The 16,141-nt window shown below is 72.5% G+C and carries 11 protein-coding genes; 7 read left to right on the top strand and 4 right to left on the bottom strand.

The genetic code is table 11. The features are described from left to right. Nucleotides 1-111 precede the first annotated feature (111 nt). Nucleotides 112-1,506, bottom strand: coding sequence for a peptidoglycan recognition protein (locus tag ACFRAV_RS25130; protein WP_382558518.1), 1,395 nt, complete (start codon nucleotides 1,504-1,506; stop codon nucleotides 112-114). A gap of 139 nt (nucleotides 1,507-1,645) precedes the next feature. On the opposite strand from ACFRAV_RS25130, the gene ACFRAV_RS25125 reads away from it, so the two are divergent. The 4 genes from ACFRAV_RS25125 to ACFRAV_RS25110 all read left to right on the top strand — a co-directional run bounded on the left by ACFRAV_RS25125 (nucleotide 1,646) and on the right by ACFRAV_RS25110 (nucleotide 7,835). Next, entirely contained in the window at nucleotides 1,646-2,401 is a 756-nt protein-coding gene (locus ACFRAV_RS25125; RefSeq protein ID WP_382558517.1) for a TIGR03089 family protein, read from the top strand. 439 nt (nucleotides 2,402-2,840) lie between these two features. Then, nucleotides 2,841-3,980 (top strand): LCP family protein, encoded by a 1,140-nt coding sequence (locus ACFRAV_RS25120; RefSeq protein ID WP_382558516.1) that lies wholly within the window; start codon nucleotides 2,841-2,843, stop codon nucleotides 3,978-3,980. Nucleotides 3,981-4,250: 270 nt separating this feature from the next. Next, on the top strand, nucleotides 4,251-6,011 hold the full coding sequence (locus ACFRAV_RS25115) for an LCP family protein (RefSeq protein ID WP_382558515.1): 1,761 nt from the start codon (nucleotides 4,251-4,253) through the stop codon (nucleotides 6,009-6,011). A 129-nt stretch (nucleotides 6,012-6,140) separates the two neighbouring features. Then, nucleotides 6,141-7,835: an LCP family protein gene (locus tag ACFRAV_RS25110; RefSeq protein WP_382558514.1), complete on the top strand. Its 1,695-nt coding sequence runs from the start codon at nucleotides 6,141-6,143 to the stop codon at nucleotides 7,833-7,835. A gap of 82 nt (nucleotides 7,836-7,917) precedes the next feature. On the opposite strand, the gene ACFRAV_RS25105 is transcribed toward ACFRAV_RS25110, so the two are convergent. After that, nucleotides 7,918-8,952 (bottom strand): glycosyltransferase family 2 protein, encoded by a 1,035-nt coding sequence (locus ACFRAV_RS25105; RefSeq protein WP_382558513.1) that lies wholly within the window; start codon nucleotides 8,950-8,952, stop codon nucleotides 7,918-7,920. A 906-nt stretch (nucleotides 8,953-9,858) separates the two neighbouring features. On the opposite strand from ACFRAV_RS25105, the gene ACFRAV_RS25100 reads away from it, so the two are divergent. Further along, the gene (locus ACFRAV_RS25100; protein ID WP_382558512.1) at nucleotides 9,859-11,220 is read left to right on the top strand and encodes an LCP family protein; all 1,362 of its coding nucleotides are present in this window, start codon (nucleotides 9,859-9,861) and stop codon (nucleotides 11,218-11,220) included. Nucleotides 11,221-11,343: 123 nt separating this feature from the next. On the opposite strand, the gene ACFRAV_RS25095 is transcribed toward ACFRAV_RS25100, so the two are convergent. Further along, on the bottom strand, nucleotides 11,344-11,895 hold the full coding sequence (locus ACFRAV_RS25095) for an acyl-CoA thioesterase (RefSeq protein WP_382558511.1): 552 nt from the start codon (nucleotides 11,893-11,895) through the stop codon (nucleotides 11,344-11,346). A gap of 132 nt (nucleotides 11,896-12,027) precedes the next feature. Here ACFRAV_RS25095 and ACFRAV_RS25090 point away from each other — a divergent pair, with 132 nt between their 5' ends. Next, entirely contained in the window at nucleotides 12,028-13,299 is a 1,272-nt protein-coding gene (locus tag ACFRAV_RS25090; protein ID WP_382558510.1) for an LCP family protein, read from the top strand. An 85-nt stretch (nucleotides 13,300-13,384) separates the two neighbouring features. Here ACFRAV_RS25090 and ACFRAV_RS25085 read toward each other — a convergent pair whose 3' ends face one another. Then, a complete protein-coding gene (locus ACFRAV_RS25085) occupies nucleotides 13,385-14,542 on the bottom strand; it encodes an acyl-CoA dehydrogenase (protein ID WP_382558509.1) in 1,158 nt (385 codons plus the stop codon). 223 nt (nucleotides 14,543-14,765) lie between these two features. Between ACFRAV_RS25085 and ACFRAV_RS25080 the strand changes: the two genes are divergently transcribed. Further along, on the top strand, nucleotides 14,766-16,109 hold the full coding sequence (locus ACFRAV_RS25080) for a UDP-glucose/GDP-mannose dehydrogenase family protein (protein WP_351113492.1): 1,344 nt from the start codon (nucleotides 14,766-14,768) through the stop codon (nucleotides 16,107-16,109). Nucleotides 16,110-16,141 lie beyond the last annotated feature (32 nt).

Genomic DNA, 16,141 nt, shown 5'->3' with positions numbered 1-16,141 from the left:
TCTCTGCTTCCTGCCGGGACCGGCCGATCTTGATGTCGGCCGGCCAGTGTACGCAGACCGTTCGATGGCTGTGCGAGCGTCAGGAGCCGGCCGGCCCCCCACGCCCCGGCGTCAACGTCCCTGGTAACGGGCCGAGGTCGTCCGGGCCTTGCCGAGCTTGCTGTAGAGGCGGCCGCCCGGGCAGCTCGTGGCGAATCCGTCCCGGTGCCCGGAGATGGTGTTCAGTCGTACATTCTTGCCTTTTCGGTAGCGGTTGCCACCGCCCGACTTCAGATAGGTCTTGCCCTTCGGGTTCATGCCGTGCAGGCCGAGCTTCCACGCCGTCAGGCGGGCGATCCCGCGCACGGCCTTGGCGGAGGGCTTGGTGTACCCAAAGCTGCCGATCACGGCGATGCCCATGCTGTTGCTGTTGAAGCCCAGCGTGTGGGCGCCCATCACGGGGCGGGCGACGCCGCCCGCGCGGCCCTCGTAGATCTTGCCGCACTTGTCGACGAGGAAGTTGTAGCCGATGTCCCGCCAGCCCATGCTGCCCACGTGGTAGCGGTAGATACTGCGGATGACCGAGGGCGCCTGGGAGCAGGTGTACCCGTTGCCGGTCGCGGTGTGGTGCACGAAGGCCACCTTGACCTTGCTGGTGTACACGAACCCCCGCTCCCGCAGGCCCTCGTTCGCCTTCCAGCCCTTGCGGGTGACGATCGCGGGGCGCGGGCCGATGTACGGGGCGGCCAGCGGCTCGTCCACCACGTCCTCGGCGGCCGGGTCGGCCGGGGCGGGCGCCTCCGGCGTGGCGTCCGGGTCGGGGGTCACCGCGCGCAGGGCGGCGGCCTGCCGTTCGGTCGCCGCCCGGCTCAGCGCGGGCAGCACCTCCGGTCCGGCGCCGGACCGGGCCGGGGCGCCCGCGCGGCCGGCCGGGGCCCCGGCGGCGGAACCGTCGCCCGGGTCGACGAGTTCGGCGCGCAGGCCCGACGGGAGCACGGGGACCGCGCCGTCCTCGACGTGCGCGTCCGCCTCCGGTCTGGCCCGCACCTCCACGCCGTCGGAGGCGCCGACCCAGAGCGGGGCGGTGCCGCCCCGGGCCGCCTTCTCGGCCGTGCCGGGGTCGGCGCCGTGCTCGGAGGTGTGGGTCTCCAGGTCCTTCCAGTCGCTCCACCCGCCGGTCGCGGCCGCGTGGGTGCGGACCTGGACCCGGCCGTGGAACTCGGCGTCCGGGTCGTCCCAGACCACGCCGAGGAGGGAGAACGGCCGCACGTGCTGCCGGACGAGGCCCCGCTCGGCCAGGCCGGGGGCGGCGGTGGCGGCCCGGCGGCCGGCGAGGGGTGCGAGGGGCAGCGACTGGGTGGAGCCGGCGTCCCGCGCCTCCGCCGCGACGGCGCGGAGGGCGGGTCCCTGCGCCATGGCGGGGGCCGCCGCCACCACGGCGAGCGGGACGACCAGCGTGGTCGCGCAGGTGATGCCCAGTGAGGAGGTGAGGGAGGGGGCGAATGTGGAAGAGAGGAGTCCGCGCATACCCCAAATCCTGGACATAATCGGACATTCTTGTCCATCGTTCCCCTGACGGCCTGTCGGGCGTCGTTCCGCCGAACCGGTTGCGCCGACCCGTCTCCGGCGCCCCGGCGGCCTCCCCGCGGCGCGTAGGCTGGGGCCCGTGAACGCCACCGACCGCACCCCCGCCGACCTGCTGCGTTCCGCGCTCGCCGCGGACGCCGCGCGCCCCCTGGTGACCTTCTACGACGACGCCACCGGTGAGCGCGTCGAACTCTCCGTCGCCACCTTCGCCAATTGGGTGGCCAAGACGGCGAACTACCTCCAGGACGAGCTGTCCACCGAGCCGGGCGACCGGGTGGCGCTGCTGCTGCCCGGGCACTGGCAGACGGCCGTCTGGCTGATGGCCTGTCACTCCGTCGGCGTGGTCGCGGCTCCGGGCGGCGACCCGGGCGCGGCGGACCTGGTCGTCTCCGGGCCGGACACGCTGGAGGCCGCGCGGGCCTGCTCCGGCGAGCGGATCGCGCTCGCGCTGCGGCCGCTCGGCGGGCGCTTTCCCCAGCCCCCGGCGGGCTTCCGCGACTACGCGCTCGAAGTGCCGGGGATGGGCGACCGGTTCGCGCCGTACGCGCCCGTCGACCCCGACGAGCCCGCGCTGGTCGTCGCCGGCCGGGAGTTCAGCGGGGCCGAGGTGGTGGAGCGGGCACGGGCCGAGGCTCCCGGCCTCGGCCTGACCGGACCCGTCTCACGGATCCTCAGCGCCCTGCCGTACGACACCTGGGCGGGCGTCGCGGCGGGTCTGTACGCGCCGCTGGCGATCGGCGGCTCGGTGGTCCTGTGCCGCAACCTCGACCAGCTCTCCGACGAGGCCCTGGCCAACCGGGTGGACTCCGAGCGGGTCACGGCGACGGCACGCTGAGCCGCACGCCCTGCGCGGGCCGGGGCGGCCCCGGGCAGGGCGGCGCGCCGAACCCGGACACGGGGCGTCCCCGCGGGCCCGGTCGGCGGGGCGTCGCCGCGGGCCCACGCGGCAGGCGGCGTACCCAGTCCCGGGCGCGAGGCGTCCGCACGGGCCGAGACGGCACGGCATTGCCTCGGGCCGAGGCAGCGGAGCGTCGGCATGGGCCGAGGCGGCGGGGCATTGCCTCGGGCCCTCGCGGCAGGCGGCGTACCCGCCTCCGGGCGCGGGGCGCCCGCACGGGCCGAGACGGCGGGGCGTCGCCGCGCGCCCTCGCGGCAGGCGGCGGGTCCCGCGGAACGGGCCGCTCAGGTGCCCCGTGAGGGCGAAGTTGTCGCCCACCCGGCCGCACCGGCGGGAGAGCGCGGCGCCGGGCGGGCATGGCACCGGGGTGCCACCCGTGTCGTCGCCCACCCCGCCCCGCCGTCGCCGGCTCCGGATCGCCGTCGTCACCCTCGGCACGCTCACGGCCGTGCTGCTGATCGCCGCGCTGCTGGCCGGCTGGGCCGCCTACAGCCGGCTCAGCGAGAACGTCACCTCCGACGAGACGACCGCCGCCGAGCTCGCCCGGCACGCCGCGGAGCGGCCGAGGCGGCTGGCCCCGGACGCCCGCAACGTGCTGCTGATCGGCTCGGACACCCGCTCCGGCAAGGGCAACGCCCGCTACGGCCCGAACCTCGGCGGCGAGCGCTCCGACACCACGATCCTGCTGCACCTGGCCGGCGACCGGCACAGCGCCGTCGCCGTCTCCCTGCCGCGCGACCTGATGGTGCGCGTCCCCGCCTGCCGCGACCGCGACGGCCGCGGCACCACGGCCGCCCGCCTCGCCCAGTTCAACAGCGCCTACTCCACCGGCGGCCCCGCCTGCACCATCCGGACCGTGGAGAGGACGACCGGGGTGCGCGTCGACCACCACATGGTGGTCGACTTCCACGGCTTCAAGGAGATGGTGGACGCCGTCGACGGCGTCGACATGTGCCTGGCCGAGCCGGTGCGGGACAGGGCGGCGAAACTGGACCTCCCGGCCGGACGGGTCACCCTGGACGGCGAGCAGGCCCTCGGCTGGGTCCGCGCCCGCAAGTCCCTCGGCGACGGCAGCGACACCGCGCGGATGGAGCGGCAGCAGCGCTTCCTGGGCGCCCTGGTGCAGAAGGTCCGCAGCGACCACGTCCTCTACAACCCGCTGCGGCTCTACCCGGTGCTCCACGCGGCCACCTCCTCGCTGACCACCGACCCGGGCCTGGCGGGCCTGCGGGACCTGTACGGCTTCGTGCGCGAGCTGCGCGGCATCCCCTCCGAGCGGATCCGGTTCACCACCGTGCCGCGCGAGGCCTACCCGGCCGACCCCAACCGCGACCGGCTCCTCCAGCCGGCCGCCGACCGTCTCTTCCGGCTGCTGCGCCACGACCGCCCCGTGCCCGTCACGGCGCCGGCCGTCACCGGCCGCACGGGCGCCGACGACGCGCCCGGCGCCCCCGCGGCGCCCGCCCCCTCGCCCTCCTTCAGCGGCAGCACCGCCGCGGAGGACCCCTGCGGGTGAACGTCGGCCGCACGGGAACCGAAACTTCTCCTCATGCCCGGTCGAGCACAGGTAAAACCATGGCCAAGGCGTAGCACAGAGGTAACAGAATGGGGCAGATTGCCCGGTTGTAGGGAAGTGGAATGTGTCACCGTCGTCGCTGGTCGCCGGTGCGGGCGGATAGTGTGAGCGATCCGGTGCCCCGGCCAGGGTCCGTCCTGCGGTCGGCACCATGACGAGACCCCGCGCCTGGGGGAAGGCGCCGTGGCCCCGACGGAGGACTCAGCAACCGTGGACGCGCATGGCCGTGGGCGGGCGGACAACATCGATCCCGCCGACCAGTGGGTGCTCAACCCGCAGACCGGCGAGTACGAACTGCGACTGAGCAGTCCCGTTCCGCAGTCGTCGCCCCCGCCGGTACCGGGTCCGCGCCGCCCGGCTCCCCGTGAGGGAGGCGTGCCGCGCGACCGCACCTCCCACGAGGCCGGCTACAGCAGTGAGGCCCCCGCGCGCCCGCGTCCCGGACGCGAGGTCCCGCCGCCGCGCAGGCGCCGCGGTGAGCCCGAGGAGCCGGAGACCGGCCGCCGCCGTGGCCGCCCGAAGAAGAAGAGCAAGGCCAAGAAGATCCTCGCCTGGACCGGCGGTTCGCTGGCCTTCGTGATCCTCGCGACCTCGGGCTACGGCTACTGGTACATCAAGGACCTCGAGGACAACATCCAGAAGACCAACTGCGGCGACGCCTGCTCCGACGGGTTCGCCAAGGACGAGGCCTTCAACCTCCTGATCATCGGCACCGACAAGCGCACCGGCAGCGGCAACAAGGGCTACGGCGACAAGAACAGCGTCGGCCACGCCGACACCACGCTGCTGCTGCACGTGGCCGAGGACCGCAGCAACGCCACGGTGCTGAGCATCCCGCGCGACCTGGTCATCGACATCCCGGACTGCGAGACCGTCGCCCAGGACGGCTCCAGCAAGATCGTGCCGGGCACGCCGAACACCCGCTTCAACGAGAGTCTCGGGCAGGGCGGCCGCAACGCGGGCTGCACCGCCAAGACCATCAAGGAAGTCACGGGCATCAAGGTCGACCACTTCATGGTCGCCGACTTCAACGCCGTGAAGACGCTGACCGCCGCCATCGACGGCGTCGAGGTGTGCGTCGAGAAGGCGGTCGACGACCCCAAGTCGCACCTGAAGCTGCCGGCCGGCAAGTCGACCATCGAGGGCGAGCAGGCCCTCGCCTTCCTGCGCACCCGCTACAGCTTCGGCAACTCCGGCGACCTGGACCGGATCAAGGCCCAGCAGGCCTTCCTCGCCTCGATGATGCGCAAGATGTCCTCCGGCGACACCCTCAAGAGCCCGACCAAGCTGAACAACCTGGCGCAGGCCGCGACCAAGGCCCTCGAGGTGGACGAGGCGATCGGCTCCGTCTCGGTGCTCAAGGACATCGCGCTGGAGATCAAGCAGGTCAACCCGAAGAACATGTCCTTCGTGACGGTTCCGGTCATCGACAACCCGGCCGAGCCGACCCCGGTCACCGTGGTGCCCAACCCGGCCAAGGCCCCGCAGGTCTTCGACCTGATCCGCGAGGACGTCTCCTTCACCGAGGTGAAGAAGCAGAAGCAGAAGCAGAAGGACGCCGACGCCGCCCGCCTCAAGGGTTCCAAGGCCGACCCCTCCGACGTGCGGGTGCAGGTCTTCAACGGCGGCGCCAAGTCCGGTGCCGCCTCGGCGACCCTGACCTGGCTGCAGAACGACGAGGGCGTCCTCAAGTCGGACAACGGCGGCAACGCCGACGCCACGCAGAAGAAGACGACGCTCGAGTACGCCCCGGACCAGGCCGACCAGGCCCGGGCACTGGCCGCGATGATGGGGCTCCCGGGCTCGGCGCTCAAGGAGGGGGAGAGCGCCACCAACTCCCAGGGCCTGCCGACCATGACATTGGTCCTGGGCGAGGACTTCAAGGAGGCGGGCGTGCCGCTGACCGCGCCGGAGAAGGCGCCGGACGACATCGACAAGTCCACGGCCGACAAGGTTCAGTGCGCCAAGTAACGCGCATCACACGCCAGTTGGCGAAACGCACAGCACAGAGCACGCAACGAAAAGACCGCCTCGCGCATCTCACAGGTGAGACGCGCGGGGCGGTCCCGTAGGCGGGCGAGGACAGGGGGAGGGGCACGAATGGCACAGACGCGTGTGCGCGGTGAGGGCCGGCGCCGCCGCTCTGCGGGGGACGCGGCCGACCTGGGGTGGGACGACGGCCTGTACGGGGCCGACGGCGCCGAGGACGGACCGCTCGGCGAGGACGGGGACCGCTCCGACACGTCCCCCCGGGACGGCGGCCGGCACGGGGGCGGCCGTGGCCGCGGCAGCCGCAGACGCGGCAGCGGCGGGCGAAGACGCCGCGTCCTGCGCTGGACGGGCCTGACGCTCGCCTTCCTGCTGGTCGGCACGGGAGTGGCGGGGTACCTGTACTACCAGCACCTCAACGACAACATCCGGACGGACGCCCGCGCCGGCGGCACGTCCCACGCCAAGAAGACGAAGCCGAACGCCGCCGGCCAGACTCCGCTGAACATCCTGATCATGGGGTCCGACGACCGCAACGATCCGCGGAACCTCAAGCTGGGCGGCAGCAAGGAGAACGTCGGGCAGAAGCCCCGGGCCGACGTGCAGATGCTCCTCCACATATCGGCGGACCGTAAGAGCGCCTCGATGGTGAGCATCCCGCGCGACACCATGGTCAAGATCCCCAAGTGCACGGACTCCGACGGCACGCCCTATCCGGAGACCTACGGAATGATCAACTCCACGTTGCAGCGCGGCGGCCCCGGCTGCACGCTGTCGACCTGGGAGAACCTCACCGGGGTCTACATCGACCACTGGATCGTCATCGACTTCATCGGCGTGGTGGACATGACGAACGCCATCGGCGGCGTCCCTGTCTGCGTCGAGGACAACGTCTGGGACCGGTCGACGGCGATGCAGCGAGGTGGTTCCGGGCTGAAGCTCAAGGCCGGGACCCGTCCCATCAAGGGTGAGCAGGCGTTGCAGTGGCTGCGGACCCGGCATGCCTGGGGCAGCGACCCGATGCGCGCCAAGGCCCAGCAGATGTACATGAACTCGATGATGCGCGAGCTCCAGAGCAAGAGCGTCTTCACCGACACCGGCGAGCTGACGGACCTGGCGGAGGCCGCCACCAAGGCGCTGAAGGTCTCCGAGGAGATCGGCACCGTGGCCAAGCTCGCGGATCTGGCCATGGAGTTGAAGGACGTCCCGGTCAACCGGATCACGACGACCACCATGCCCAACGTCCCGTACCCCCAGGACATCAACCGTCTGATCCCGAAGCCGGGCGACGCCGACAAGCTGTGGGCGATGCTCCAGGACGACGTGCCCTTCGACAGCAACGGCAAGAAGAAGGGCGCGGACACCGGTCCCAAGGACGAGGCTGCCCCCGACGGGGAGATCGCCGTCCAGGTCCGCAACGGCACGGCCGACGACACGCTCGGCGCCGTGCCGGGCCGCGCCCTGGCGATCAAGGACGCACTGGTGGGCGAGGGCTTCGAGCTCGCCGAGGTGGACAAGGCCGCGGCGGATCCCGCCAAGCGGACCGTGGTGCAGTACCCGAGCGCCGACCTGAAGGGCGACGCCCTGCGGGTCGCCGAGTCGCTGGGCATCCCCGCCGCCTCGGTGAAGAAGTCCTCCGAGGTGAACGGCGTGACGCTGACGGTGGGCGGCGACTGGCGTGAGGGCGCCACCTATCCGAAGGACAACGTGCTGGAGGAGGGCAAGCTCCCCGAGAGCGCGGGCGCGCAGAACGGCGCCGACAAGAAACAGTGCATGAAGGTCGCCGAGAAGATCTACACCTGGTAGACGCCTGGTCTCGCGGCGCTCCTACGGCGAAGGGCCCCGGTCGATCCGACCGGGGCCCTTCGTATGCCGTGACAGCGGCGCGTCAGTCGGCGGCCGGGGTGAGCACGGCCGGCCGGCGGGAGGCGATGACCTTGCGGGCCAGCGACTTCGGGCTGGTCAGGAAGCCCCAGCCCCAGGACATGTGCATGGTGGCCAGGGCGACGGGGATCTGCAGCCGCGCCTTGAGCGGGAGGCCCTTGCCGGCCGGGACGGACCCGGCGACGATCGCGGCCAGGTAGCCGCCGGGTATCACCAGCGCCCACGGGGTGAGCGCGACGCCCGCGACCAGGCCCGCGGCGATGGCGCACACGGCGGTCGGCGGGGCGAGGTAGCGCAGGTTGATGGAGCCCTGGTGGTAGCGGGCCACCACGTGCCGCCAGCGGCCGTAGTCCTTGTACTGCTTGGCGAGCGCCTTGACGCTGGGACGCGGCCGGTAGGAGACGCGCAGCTCGGGCGAGAACCAGATCAGACCGCCCGCCTCACGGATCCGGAAGTTGAGCTCCCAGTCCTGGGCGCGGATGAACTCCACGTTGTAGCCGCCCTGCTGCTCCAGCGCCTCGCGGCGGAAGACGCCCAGGTAGACCGTCTCGGCCGGGGCGGCGTCGCCACCGGTGTGGAAGGCGGCGTTGCCGACGCCGATCTTCGAGGTCATGGCGGCGGCGACCGCGTGCTCCCAGTCGTTCTCGCCCTCGGCGTGCATGATGCCGCCGACGTTCTGCGCGCCGGTCTCCTCCAGGAGGCGGACGGCGGTGGCGATGTAGTTCGGGGAGAGCATCCCGTGGCCGTCGACGCGGACCACTACGGGGTGGCGGGAGGCCTTGATCGCCGCGTTCAGGGCGGCGGGGGTGCGGCCGGTCGGGTTGGGGACCGTGTGCACCCGCGGGTCCTCGCGGACGAGTTCGGCGGCGATCTCGTCCGTGCGGTCCGTGGAGGGGCCGAGGGCGATCACGACCTCCATCTCGCCCGCGTACTCCTGGGCGAGGATCGCACGGACTGCCTCGCGAAGGTGCCGCTCCTCGTTGAGGACCGGCATGATCACGGACACGGCGGGAAGCTGCGCGGCGGAATTGGCGTTCATCAGGCCTCACGTTACCGCGATCGGGGGACACGGGCGCGCGCCGTCCTGCCGGGGGACCGGGCTGCAGATCGTATCGGCCTACCGTGCTCACGGAACGGATGCATATGGCCCGTTTACGGAGCCCCCGGCCCTCCCCAGGCCCTCGTGGAGGTGTACCGCCCCATGCCCGCCACACCGCCTCGACCTCCCGAACGACCGGACCCTCGGCGTCGTCGCCCGCAGCCCGGTCCGGTGCCGGGTTCCTCGCCCGCGCCGCGGGTCCCGCGCGGCGTGCGCACCGCCTCGCAGGAGTACGACTCCCCTGTCGCCTCCCCTCCCACATCCCGGGCCGGGGCGCCGCGGTCCGGGGCGCCCGCGTCCGGTTCCGTCCCCCGAGGCGGCTCCTCGCGGACGGCCCGGCGGGGGTCCGCGCAGCCCCGTCCCTCCCGGGCGGCCGACGGCTCGCCGGGACGGGACCGCACGCTCCGCGCGGGCGGCGGGTCCGCCGGGCGGAGCGGGGACGGGCGGGTCCGGGACCGGCGGTTCGTGGGAGACCGGGCGGAGGGCGGTCGGGAGGGTGGTCGAGCGGAGGGTGGTCGGTCCGCAGGCGGCGGTCGGGCGTTGGACGGTCGCTCCGGCGGCACTCGGTCGGCGGGGCGTTCGGAGAGGAGCTCGGTGGGGCGTTCCGAGAGGACCTCGGCAGGGCGTGTGCCACGGGGGCCGCGGCGGGACGGCGGGGCGGGCGGAGGCGTCGCCGGGCGCGGTTCCCGGACCGGTTCCGGCCCCGGCTCGGGCCGGGGCTCCGGGCGCGGCTCCGGGTGGGGATCGGGCGGCGGTGGCGTGCCGCCGCGGAAGACGGGCGGGCCCGGTCGCGGCCGGGGCGGACCACGGCGGCCCGCGGGTCGCCGGCGCGGATGGGGCGGTCGCATGGTGACCGCGCTCTCGGTGACCGTCCTCGCCCTGGCCGGCGTGGGGCACTCGGTCCTCTCCGGCATCGACGACGGCATCGCGCGGATCGACCCGTTCCGCGACATGAAGAACCGCCCGCACGACGGGAACGGCACCAACGTCCTGGTGGTCGGCACGGACGGGCGGGACAAGATCTCCGCGCAGACGCGGCGCCGGTACCGCCTCGGGGGCGAGCCGTGCCACTGCACGGACACCGTGATGATCGTCCACATCTCCGAGGACCGTGACCGGGCCAGCGTGGTGAGCCTGCCGCGCGACTCGTTCGCGGTGGCGCCCGCGTACACCGACCCGGCCACCGGCCGGGAGCGCCCTGCGCACCCGGTGCGGCTGAACGCCGCCTACGCGGAGGGCGGCCCGCAGCTGACGGTGCGGACGGTGGAGCAGATGACGGCCGTGAAGATCGACCACTACGTGGAGGTCGACTTCACCAGCTTCATCCGCACCGTCGACGTGCTGGGCGGGGTGCGGATCTGCACCGTCGACCCGCTGAAGGACTCGCACACCGGACTGGACCTGGCGCCCGGACAGCACCGGCTGGACGGCGGGCGGGCCCTGCAGTACGTCCGTTCCCGCCACGTGGACGCGGCGTCCGACTTCGGGCGGATGCACCGGCAGCAGCGGTTCCTGGCGGCGCTGATCGAGCAGGCCACCTCCTCCGGGGTGCTGCTCAACCCGGTCAAGCTGCGCGACGTCGCGGGCACGGTCCTGAGGTCCGTGCGGGCGGACCGCGGTTTCGGGGCCGGCGAGATGATCGACCTGGGGCGGGCGATGCGGCACTTCTCGCCGTCCTCGTCGGAGTTCACGACGGTGCCGATCGCGGACCGGAAGTACCGGGCGCGGGGCGTCGTCGGCGAGACGCTCAAGTGGGACGACGGGAAGGCGCGGCGGATCTTCACGGCGCTCCGCGCGGACCGGCCGCTGGCGCCGCACGTCGCGAAGCGGCCCAAGGCGGTGCGGGTGCCGGTGGCGCCGGAGCAGATCCGGGTCCAGGTGGAGAACGGGACCATGACGCCGGGGCTCGGCAGGCGGGTGGACGCGGGGCTGGCGGCGACGGGGTTCGCGACGACGCGGGCGCCGGTGAACGCGGCGGACCGGACACTGCGGCGGACGGTGGTGCTGCACGACCCCCGCTGGGACCGGTCCGCGCGGTCCCTCGCGGCGGCGCTCCCCGGCAGCAAGCTGCGGGCCCGGCCGGGGCTGGGGCCGACGCTGCGGGTCCTCACGGGGGCGGACTTCCGCGAGGTGCGGCGGGTGCGGGCGGAGGACCCCTACCGGGGCGAGGACGGCGTCGTCACGGGCGACCAGGTCGTCTGCGAGTAACCCTCCCGCGGCGGCCGAGTCACCCTCCGCCGGGCGGCGGGGAGCCGAGCCACCCTCCGCCGGGCGGCCCGGCCGCCCGCGCCGCGAGGGGGCAGGAGGGCCGGCCTCCCGTGGGTGGGGAGGTCAGTCGGGGAGACCGGCAGCGGTGCGTTCCTTGCGGAGTTCGAGGATGGCCCGCCGCCGCGCGAGCCGGTGGCTGCGCCGGATCTGCGCCTCCTGGCACCGCCGCCGGTCCCGCTCCGTCTCGGGAATCACCGGCGGCACCGGCCGCGGCTTCCCGCCCTCGTCGACCGCCGCGAACACCAGGTACGCGGACCCCACGTGGCTCAGCGGCACGGACTCGTTCCACCGCTCGGTGAGCACCTTCACCCCGATCTCCATCGAGGTGCGCCCCGTCCAGTTCACCTGCGCGCGCACGTGGACCACGTCCCCGACCCGGACCGGCTGCAGGAACGCCATCTCGTCCATGGACGCGGTGACGGCGGGCCCCTCGGAGTGCCGCCCGGCGACCGCCCCCGCGGCGTCGTCCACCAACTTCATGATCACACCGCCGTGCACGGTACCCAGGAGGTTGGTGTCGTGGTGGGTCATGATGTGGCTGAGGGTGAGGCGGGAAGCGGACACGGGCTTGCCCGCGGCTATGCCGGAATCGGAGGTCAGGGCCTGTTCTGTCATGCCCTCCACCTTATGCCGGATCAATCCCCCCGCCCGATTTGCCCGGGTTCATGTGTCGGGTTCGCAACAGCCGGGCCCCGGGTTTTCCACAGGCCTTCTGGGGGCCCCGTCCGAGCGTGCACACTGTCGCTCATGAATGAGTGGCCTCAGGGATGGTCGGAGAACAACCGCGGCGACCGCTACGGCGGCGGCACCGCGGGCGAGCCCGAGCCCGCCCGCGTCATGCGCCAGGTCCGCCGTGAGCCGTCCGGCCCCTACCCCGGCCAGGCTCCGCAGTACGGCGGCGGCGTGCCGCGGCAGCCCGCCTCGCCCCCGTACGACCCCGCGTACGACAGCGACTACAACACCGGCCAGGTCTACGGCGGCCAGGGCGGTGGCGGTAACGGCTACGACGACGGCGGGTACACCGGCGGCTACCGGCAGACCCCGGACTGGGGCCGCAGGGTCAAGCGCACGCTGACCACCGTCGTGGTCGCGCTGCTCGTGATCTCGGTCGGCACCTACTTCTGGGCCGACTCCAAGCTCCGCGAGGAGGTCGACCTCTCCAAGGTCATCAACCGGCCCGAGGCGGGCGACGGCACCAACTACCTCATCGTCGGCTCCGACAGCCGCGACGGGATGTCCGACGAGGACAAGCAGCGCCTGCACACCGGCTCCGCCGAGGGCAAGCGCACGGACTCGATGATGATCCTGCACACCGGCAGCAACGGCCCGACGCTGATATCCCTGCCCCGCGACTCCGACGTGGAGCTCCCCAGCTTCAAGGGCTCCGAGTCCGGCAAGGAGTACCCCGGCACGGGCAAGCGCATCAAGCTGAACGCCACGTACTCCATGGACGGCCCCGAGCTGTTGGTGCGCACGGTCGAGTACAACACCGGGCTGCACATCGACCACTACGTGGAGATCGGCTTCGCCGGCTTCGCCAACATCGTGGACGCGGTCGGCGGCGTGGAGATGGACATCCCCAAGGCGTTCAAGGACAAGAACTCCGGTGCCGACTTCGCGGCCGGCAAGCAGACCCTGAACGGCGAGGAGGCGCTGGCCTTCGTCCGCACCCGCTACGCCTTCGCGGGCAGCGACCTGGACCGGACGAAGAACCAGCAGAAGTTCCTCTCCGCGCTCGCCAACCAGGCGGCCACCCCGGGCACGGTCCTCAACCCGTTCCGCCTCTACCCGACGCTGAGCGCGGGCCTGGACACCCTGATCGTCAGCGAGGACACCGGCCTGTTCGACCTGGCCTCGATGTTCTGGGCGATGAAGGGCGTCACCGGCGGCGAGGGCACGTCGATGAACATGCCGATATCCGGCTCCAGCGGCGGCAACCTGGTCTGGGACAAGGCCAAGGTGAAGAAGCTGGTCGAGCAGCTGAAGAACGACGAGCGGGTCACGGTCAAGGGGAACTGACCACCACGCCGAGGTCACCCCCTCGGAACGCCGAAGGGCGCCCCGGCCGTGCGGCCGGGGCGCCCTTCGCATGCCGTGCCGGGACCTACGGCAGGTTGCGCGCCATGACGATGCGCTGGACCTGGTTGGTGCCCTCGTAGATCTGCGTGATCTTGGCGTCGCGCATCATGCGCTCGACCGGGTAGTCACGGGTGTAGCCGTAGCCGCCCAGCAGCTGCACGGCGTCCGTGGTGACCTCCATGGCGACGTCGGAGGCGAAGCACTTCGCCGCGGCGCCCTGGAAGGTGAGGTCGGCGTCACCGCGCTCGGACTTCGCGGCGGCCGCGTAGGTCAGCTGGCGGGCGGCCTCGATCTTCATGGCCATGTCCGCGAGCATGAACTGCACACCCTGGAAGTCGCCGATCGGCTTGCCGAACTGCTTGCGCTCCTGGACGTAGCCCTTGGCGTAGTCCAGCGCGCCCTGGGCGATGCCGAGGGCCTGGGCGGCGATGGTGATGCGGGTGTGGTCCAGCGTCTTCATCGCGGTGGCGAAGCCGGTGCCCTCCTCACCGATCATGCGGTCGGCGGGGATGCGGACGTTGTCGAAGTAGACCTCGCGGGTCGGGGAGCCCTTGATGCCGAGCTTCTTCTCCGGGGCGCCGAAGGAGACGCCCGCGTCGGACTTCTCCACGACGAAGGCGGAGATGCCCTTGGAGCGCTTGGTGGGGTCGGTGACCGCCATCACCGTGTAGAACTCGGACTCGCCGGCGTTGGTGATCCACCGCTTGACGCCGTTGAGCACCCAGAAGTCGCCGTCGCGCACCGCGCGGGTCTTCATGCCCGCCGCGTCCGAACCGGCGTCCGGCTCGGAGAGGCAGTAGGAGAAGCCGCCCTGGCCCTTGGCGAGCGGGGTCATGTACTTCTTCTTCAGCTCCTCGGAGCCGGAGAGGATCACCGGCAGCGAGCCCAGCTTGTTCACCGCGGGGATCAGCGAGGACGAGGCGCACACGCGCGCCACCTCCTCGATCACGATCACCGTGGCGAGGGCGTCGGCGCCCGCGCCGCCGTACTCCTCCGGGACGTGCACGGCGTGCAGGTCGTTGGCGACCAGGGCGTCCTGCGCCTCCTGGGGGAAGCGGGCCTCCTCGTCCACCGCCGCGGCGTACGGGGCGATCTTCGCCTCGGCGAGGGCACGCACCGACTCACGGAGCATGTCGTGCTCCTCGGACGGGCGGTACAGGTCGAAGTCAGCCGATCCGGCCAAGGTCTCTCACGCTCCAAGAGAACAAAGAAGAGGGGACATTCAGTTAACTACCGTTTAGTAGCCAAATCCTAGGCCGTCTCCCGCGCCGCGGCACCGTGAGGTTGACGACAGAGGTGACGCGTTCCAGGGTCTTCCCCTGCGGGAGCTCGCGCACCCCCGGTTATGCTCGGTCGGCGCGCAGCAGGCACGCGGACCCGCACGGACGTCACCACCAGGAGCATCCATGGCCCTCAAGATCACCGTGATCGGCACCGGCTATCTCGGCGCCACCCACGCCGCGGCCATGGCCGAGCTCGGCTTCGAGGTCCTCGGCCTGGACGTCGTCCCGGAGAAGATCGAGATGCTGCAGCGGGGCGAGGTCCCGATGTACGAGCCCGGTCTCGAGGACCTGCTGCGCAAGCACGTCGCCGGGATCGAGGGCTCCTCCGGCCGGCTGCGCTTCACCATGGACTTCGCGGAGGCCGGCGCCTTCGGCGACGTGCACTTCGTGTGCGTGAACACTCCGCAGCGGCACGGCGAGTACGCCGCCGACATGAGCTACGTGAACTCCGCGATCGCCTCGCTGGCCCCTCACCTGACCGGGCCCGCGCTGGTCGTCGGCAAGTCCACGGTGCCGGTGGGCACGGCGGACCGTCTCGCCGCCTACCTGGCCGAGCACGCGCCGGGCGGCGCGGACGTGGAGCTGGCCTGGAACCCGGAGTTCCTGCGCGAGGGCTTCGCGGTCGACGACACCCTGCACCCGGACCGGATCGTGGTCGGCGTGCGCGGCGGGCAGGCCGAGAAGCTGCTCCGCGAGGTGTACGCCACGCCGCTGTCCGAGGGCACGCCGTTCGTGGTGACGGACTTCCCCACCGCCGAACTGGTGAAGACCTCGGCGAACTCCTTCCTGGCCACCAAGATCTCGTTCATCAACGCGATGGCCGAGGTGTGCGAGGCGGCGGGCGGCGACGTCGCCAAGCTGGCCGAGGCGATCGGGTACGACGACCGGATCGGCAAGAAGTTCCTGCGGGCCGGCATCGGTTTCGGCGGCGGCTGCCTGCCCAAGGACATCCGCGCGTTCATGGCGCGGGCCGGCGAGCTGGGCGCGGACCAGGCGCTGACCTTCCTGCGGGAGATCGACTCCATCAACATGCGCCAGCGCGGCCGGATGGTGGAGCTGGCCCGGGAGGCGCTGGGCGGCGGGCCGTTCCTCGGCAAGCGGGTCGCGGTGCTCGGCGCCACGTTCAAGCCGGACTCGGACGACGTCCGCGACTCCCCCGCGCTGAACGTCGCGGGGCAGATCCACCTGCAGGGCGGCCAGGTCACCGTGTACGACCCCAAGGGCATGGCGAACGCGCGGCGGGTCTTCCCGACGCTGGGCTACGCGGAGACGGCCGAGGACGCCGTGCGCGGGGCGGAGATAGTGCTCCACCTGACCGAGTGGCGCGAGTTCCGCGAGCTGGACCCCGAGAAGCTGGGCGCGGTCGCGGCCCGGCGGGTGCTGCTGGACGGCCGCAACGCGCTCGACCCGGAGCCGTGGCGCGCCGCGGGGTGGACCTACCGTGGCATGGGCCGCCCCGCCGCCTGACCCCCGGCTCGTACCACAGGTGAGCCCCGGAT

Source organism: Streptomyces sp. NPDC056600, assembly GCF_042792855.1.
GTDB lineage: Bacteria > Actinomycetota > Actinomycetes > Streptomycetales > Streptomycetaceae > Streptomyces.
Note: the sequence above shows the minus strand (reverse complement) of the source record. Positions and strands in the feature narration are given on the sequence as shown.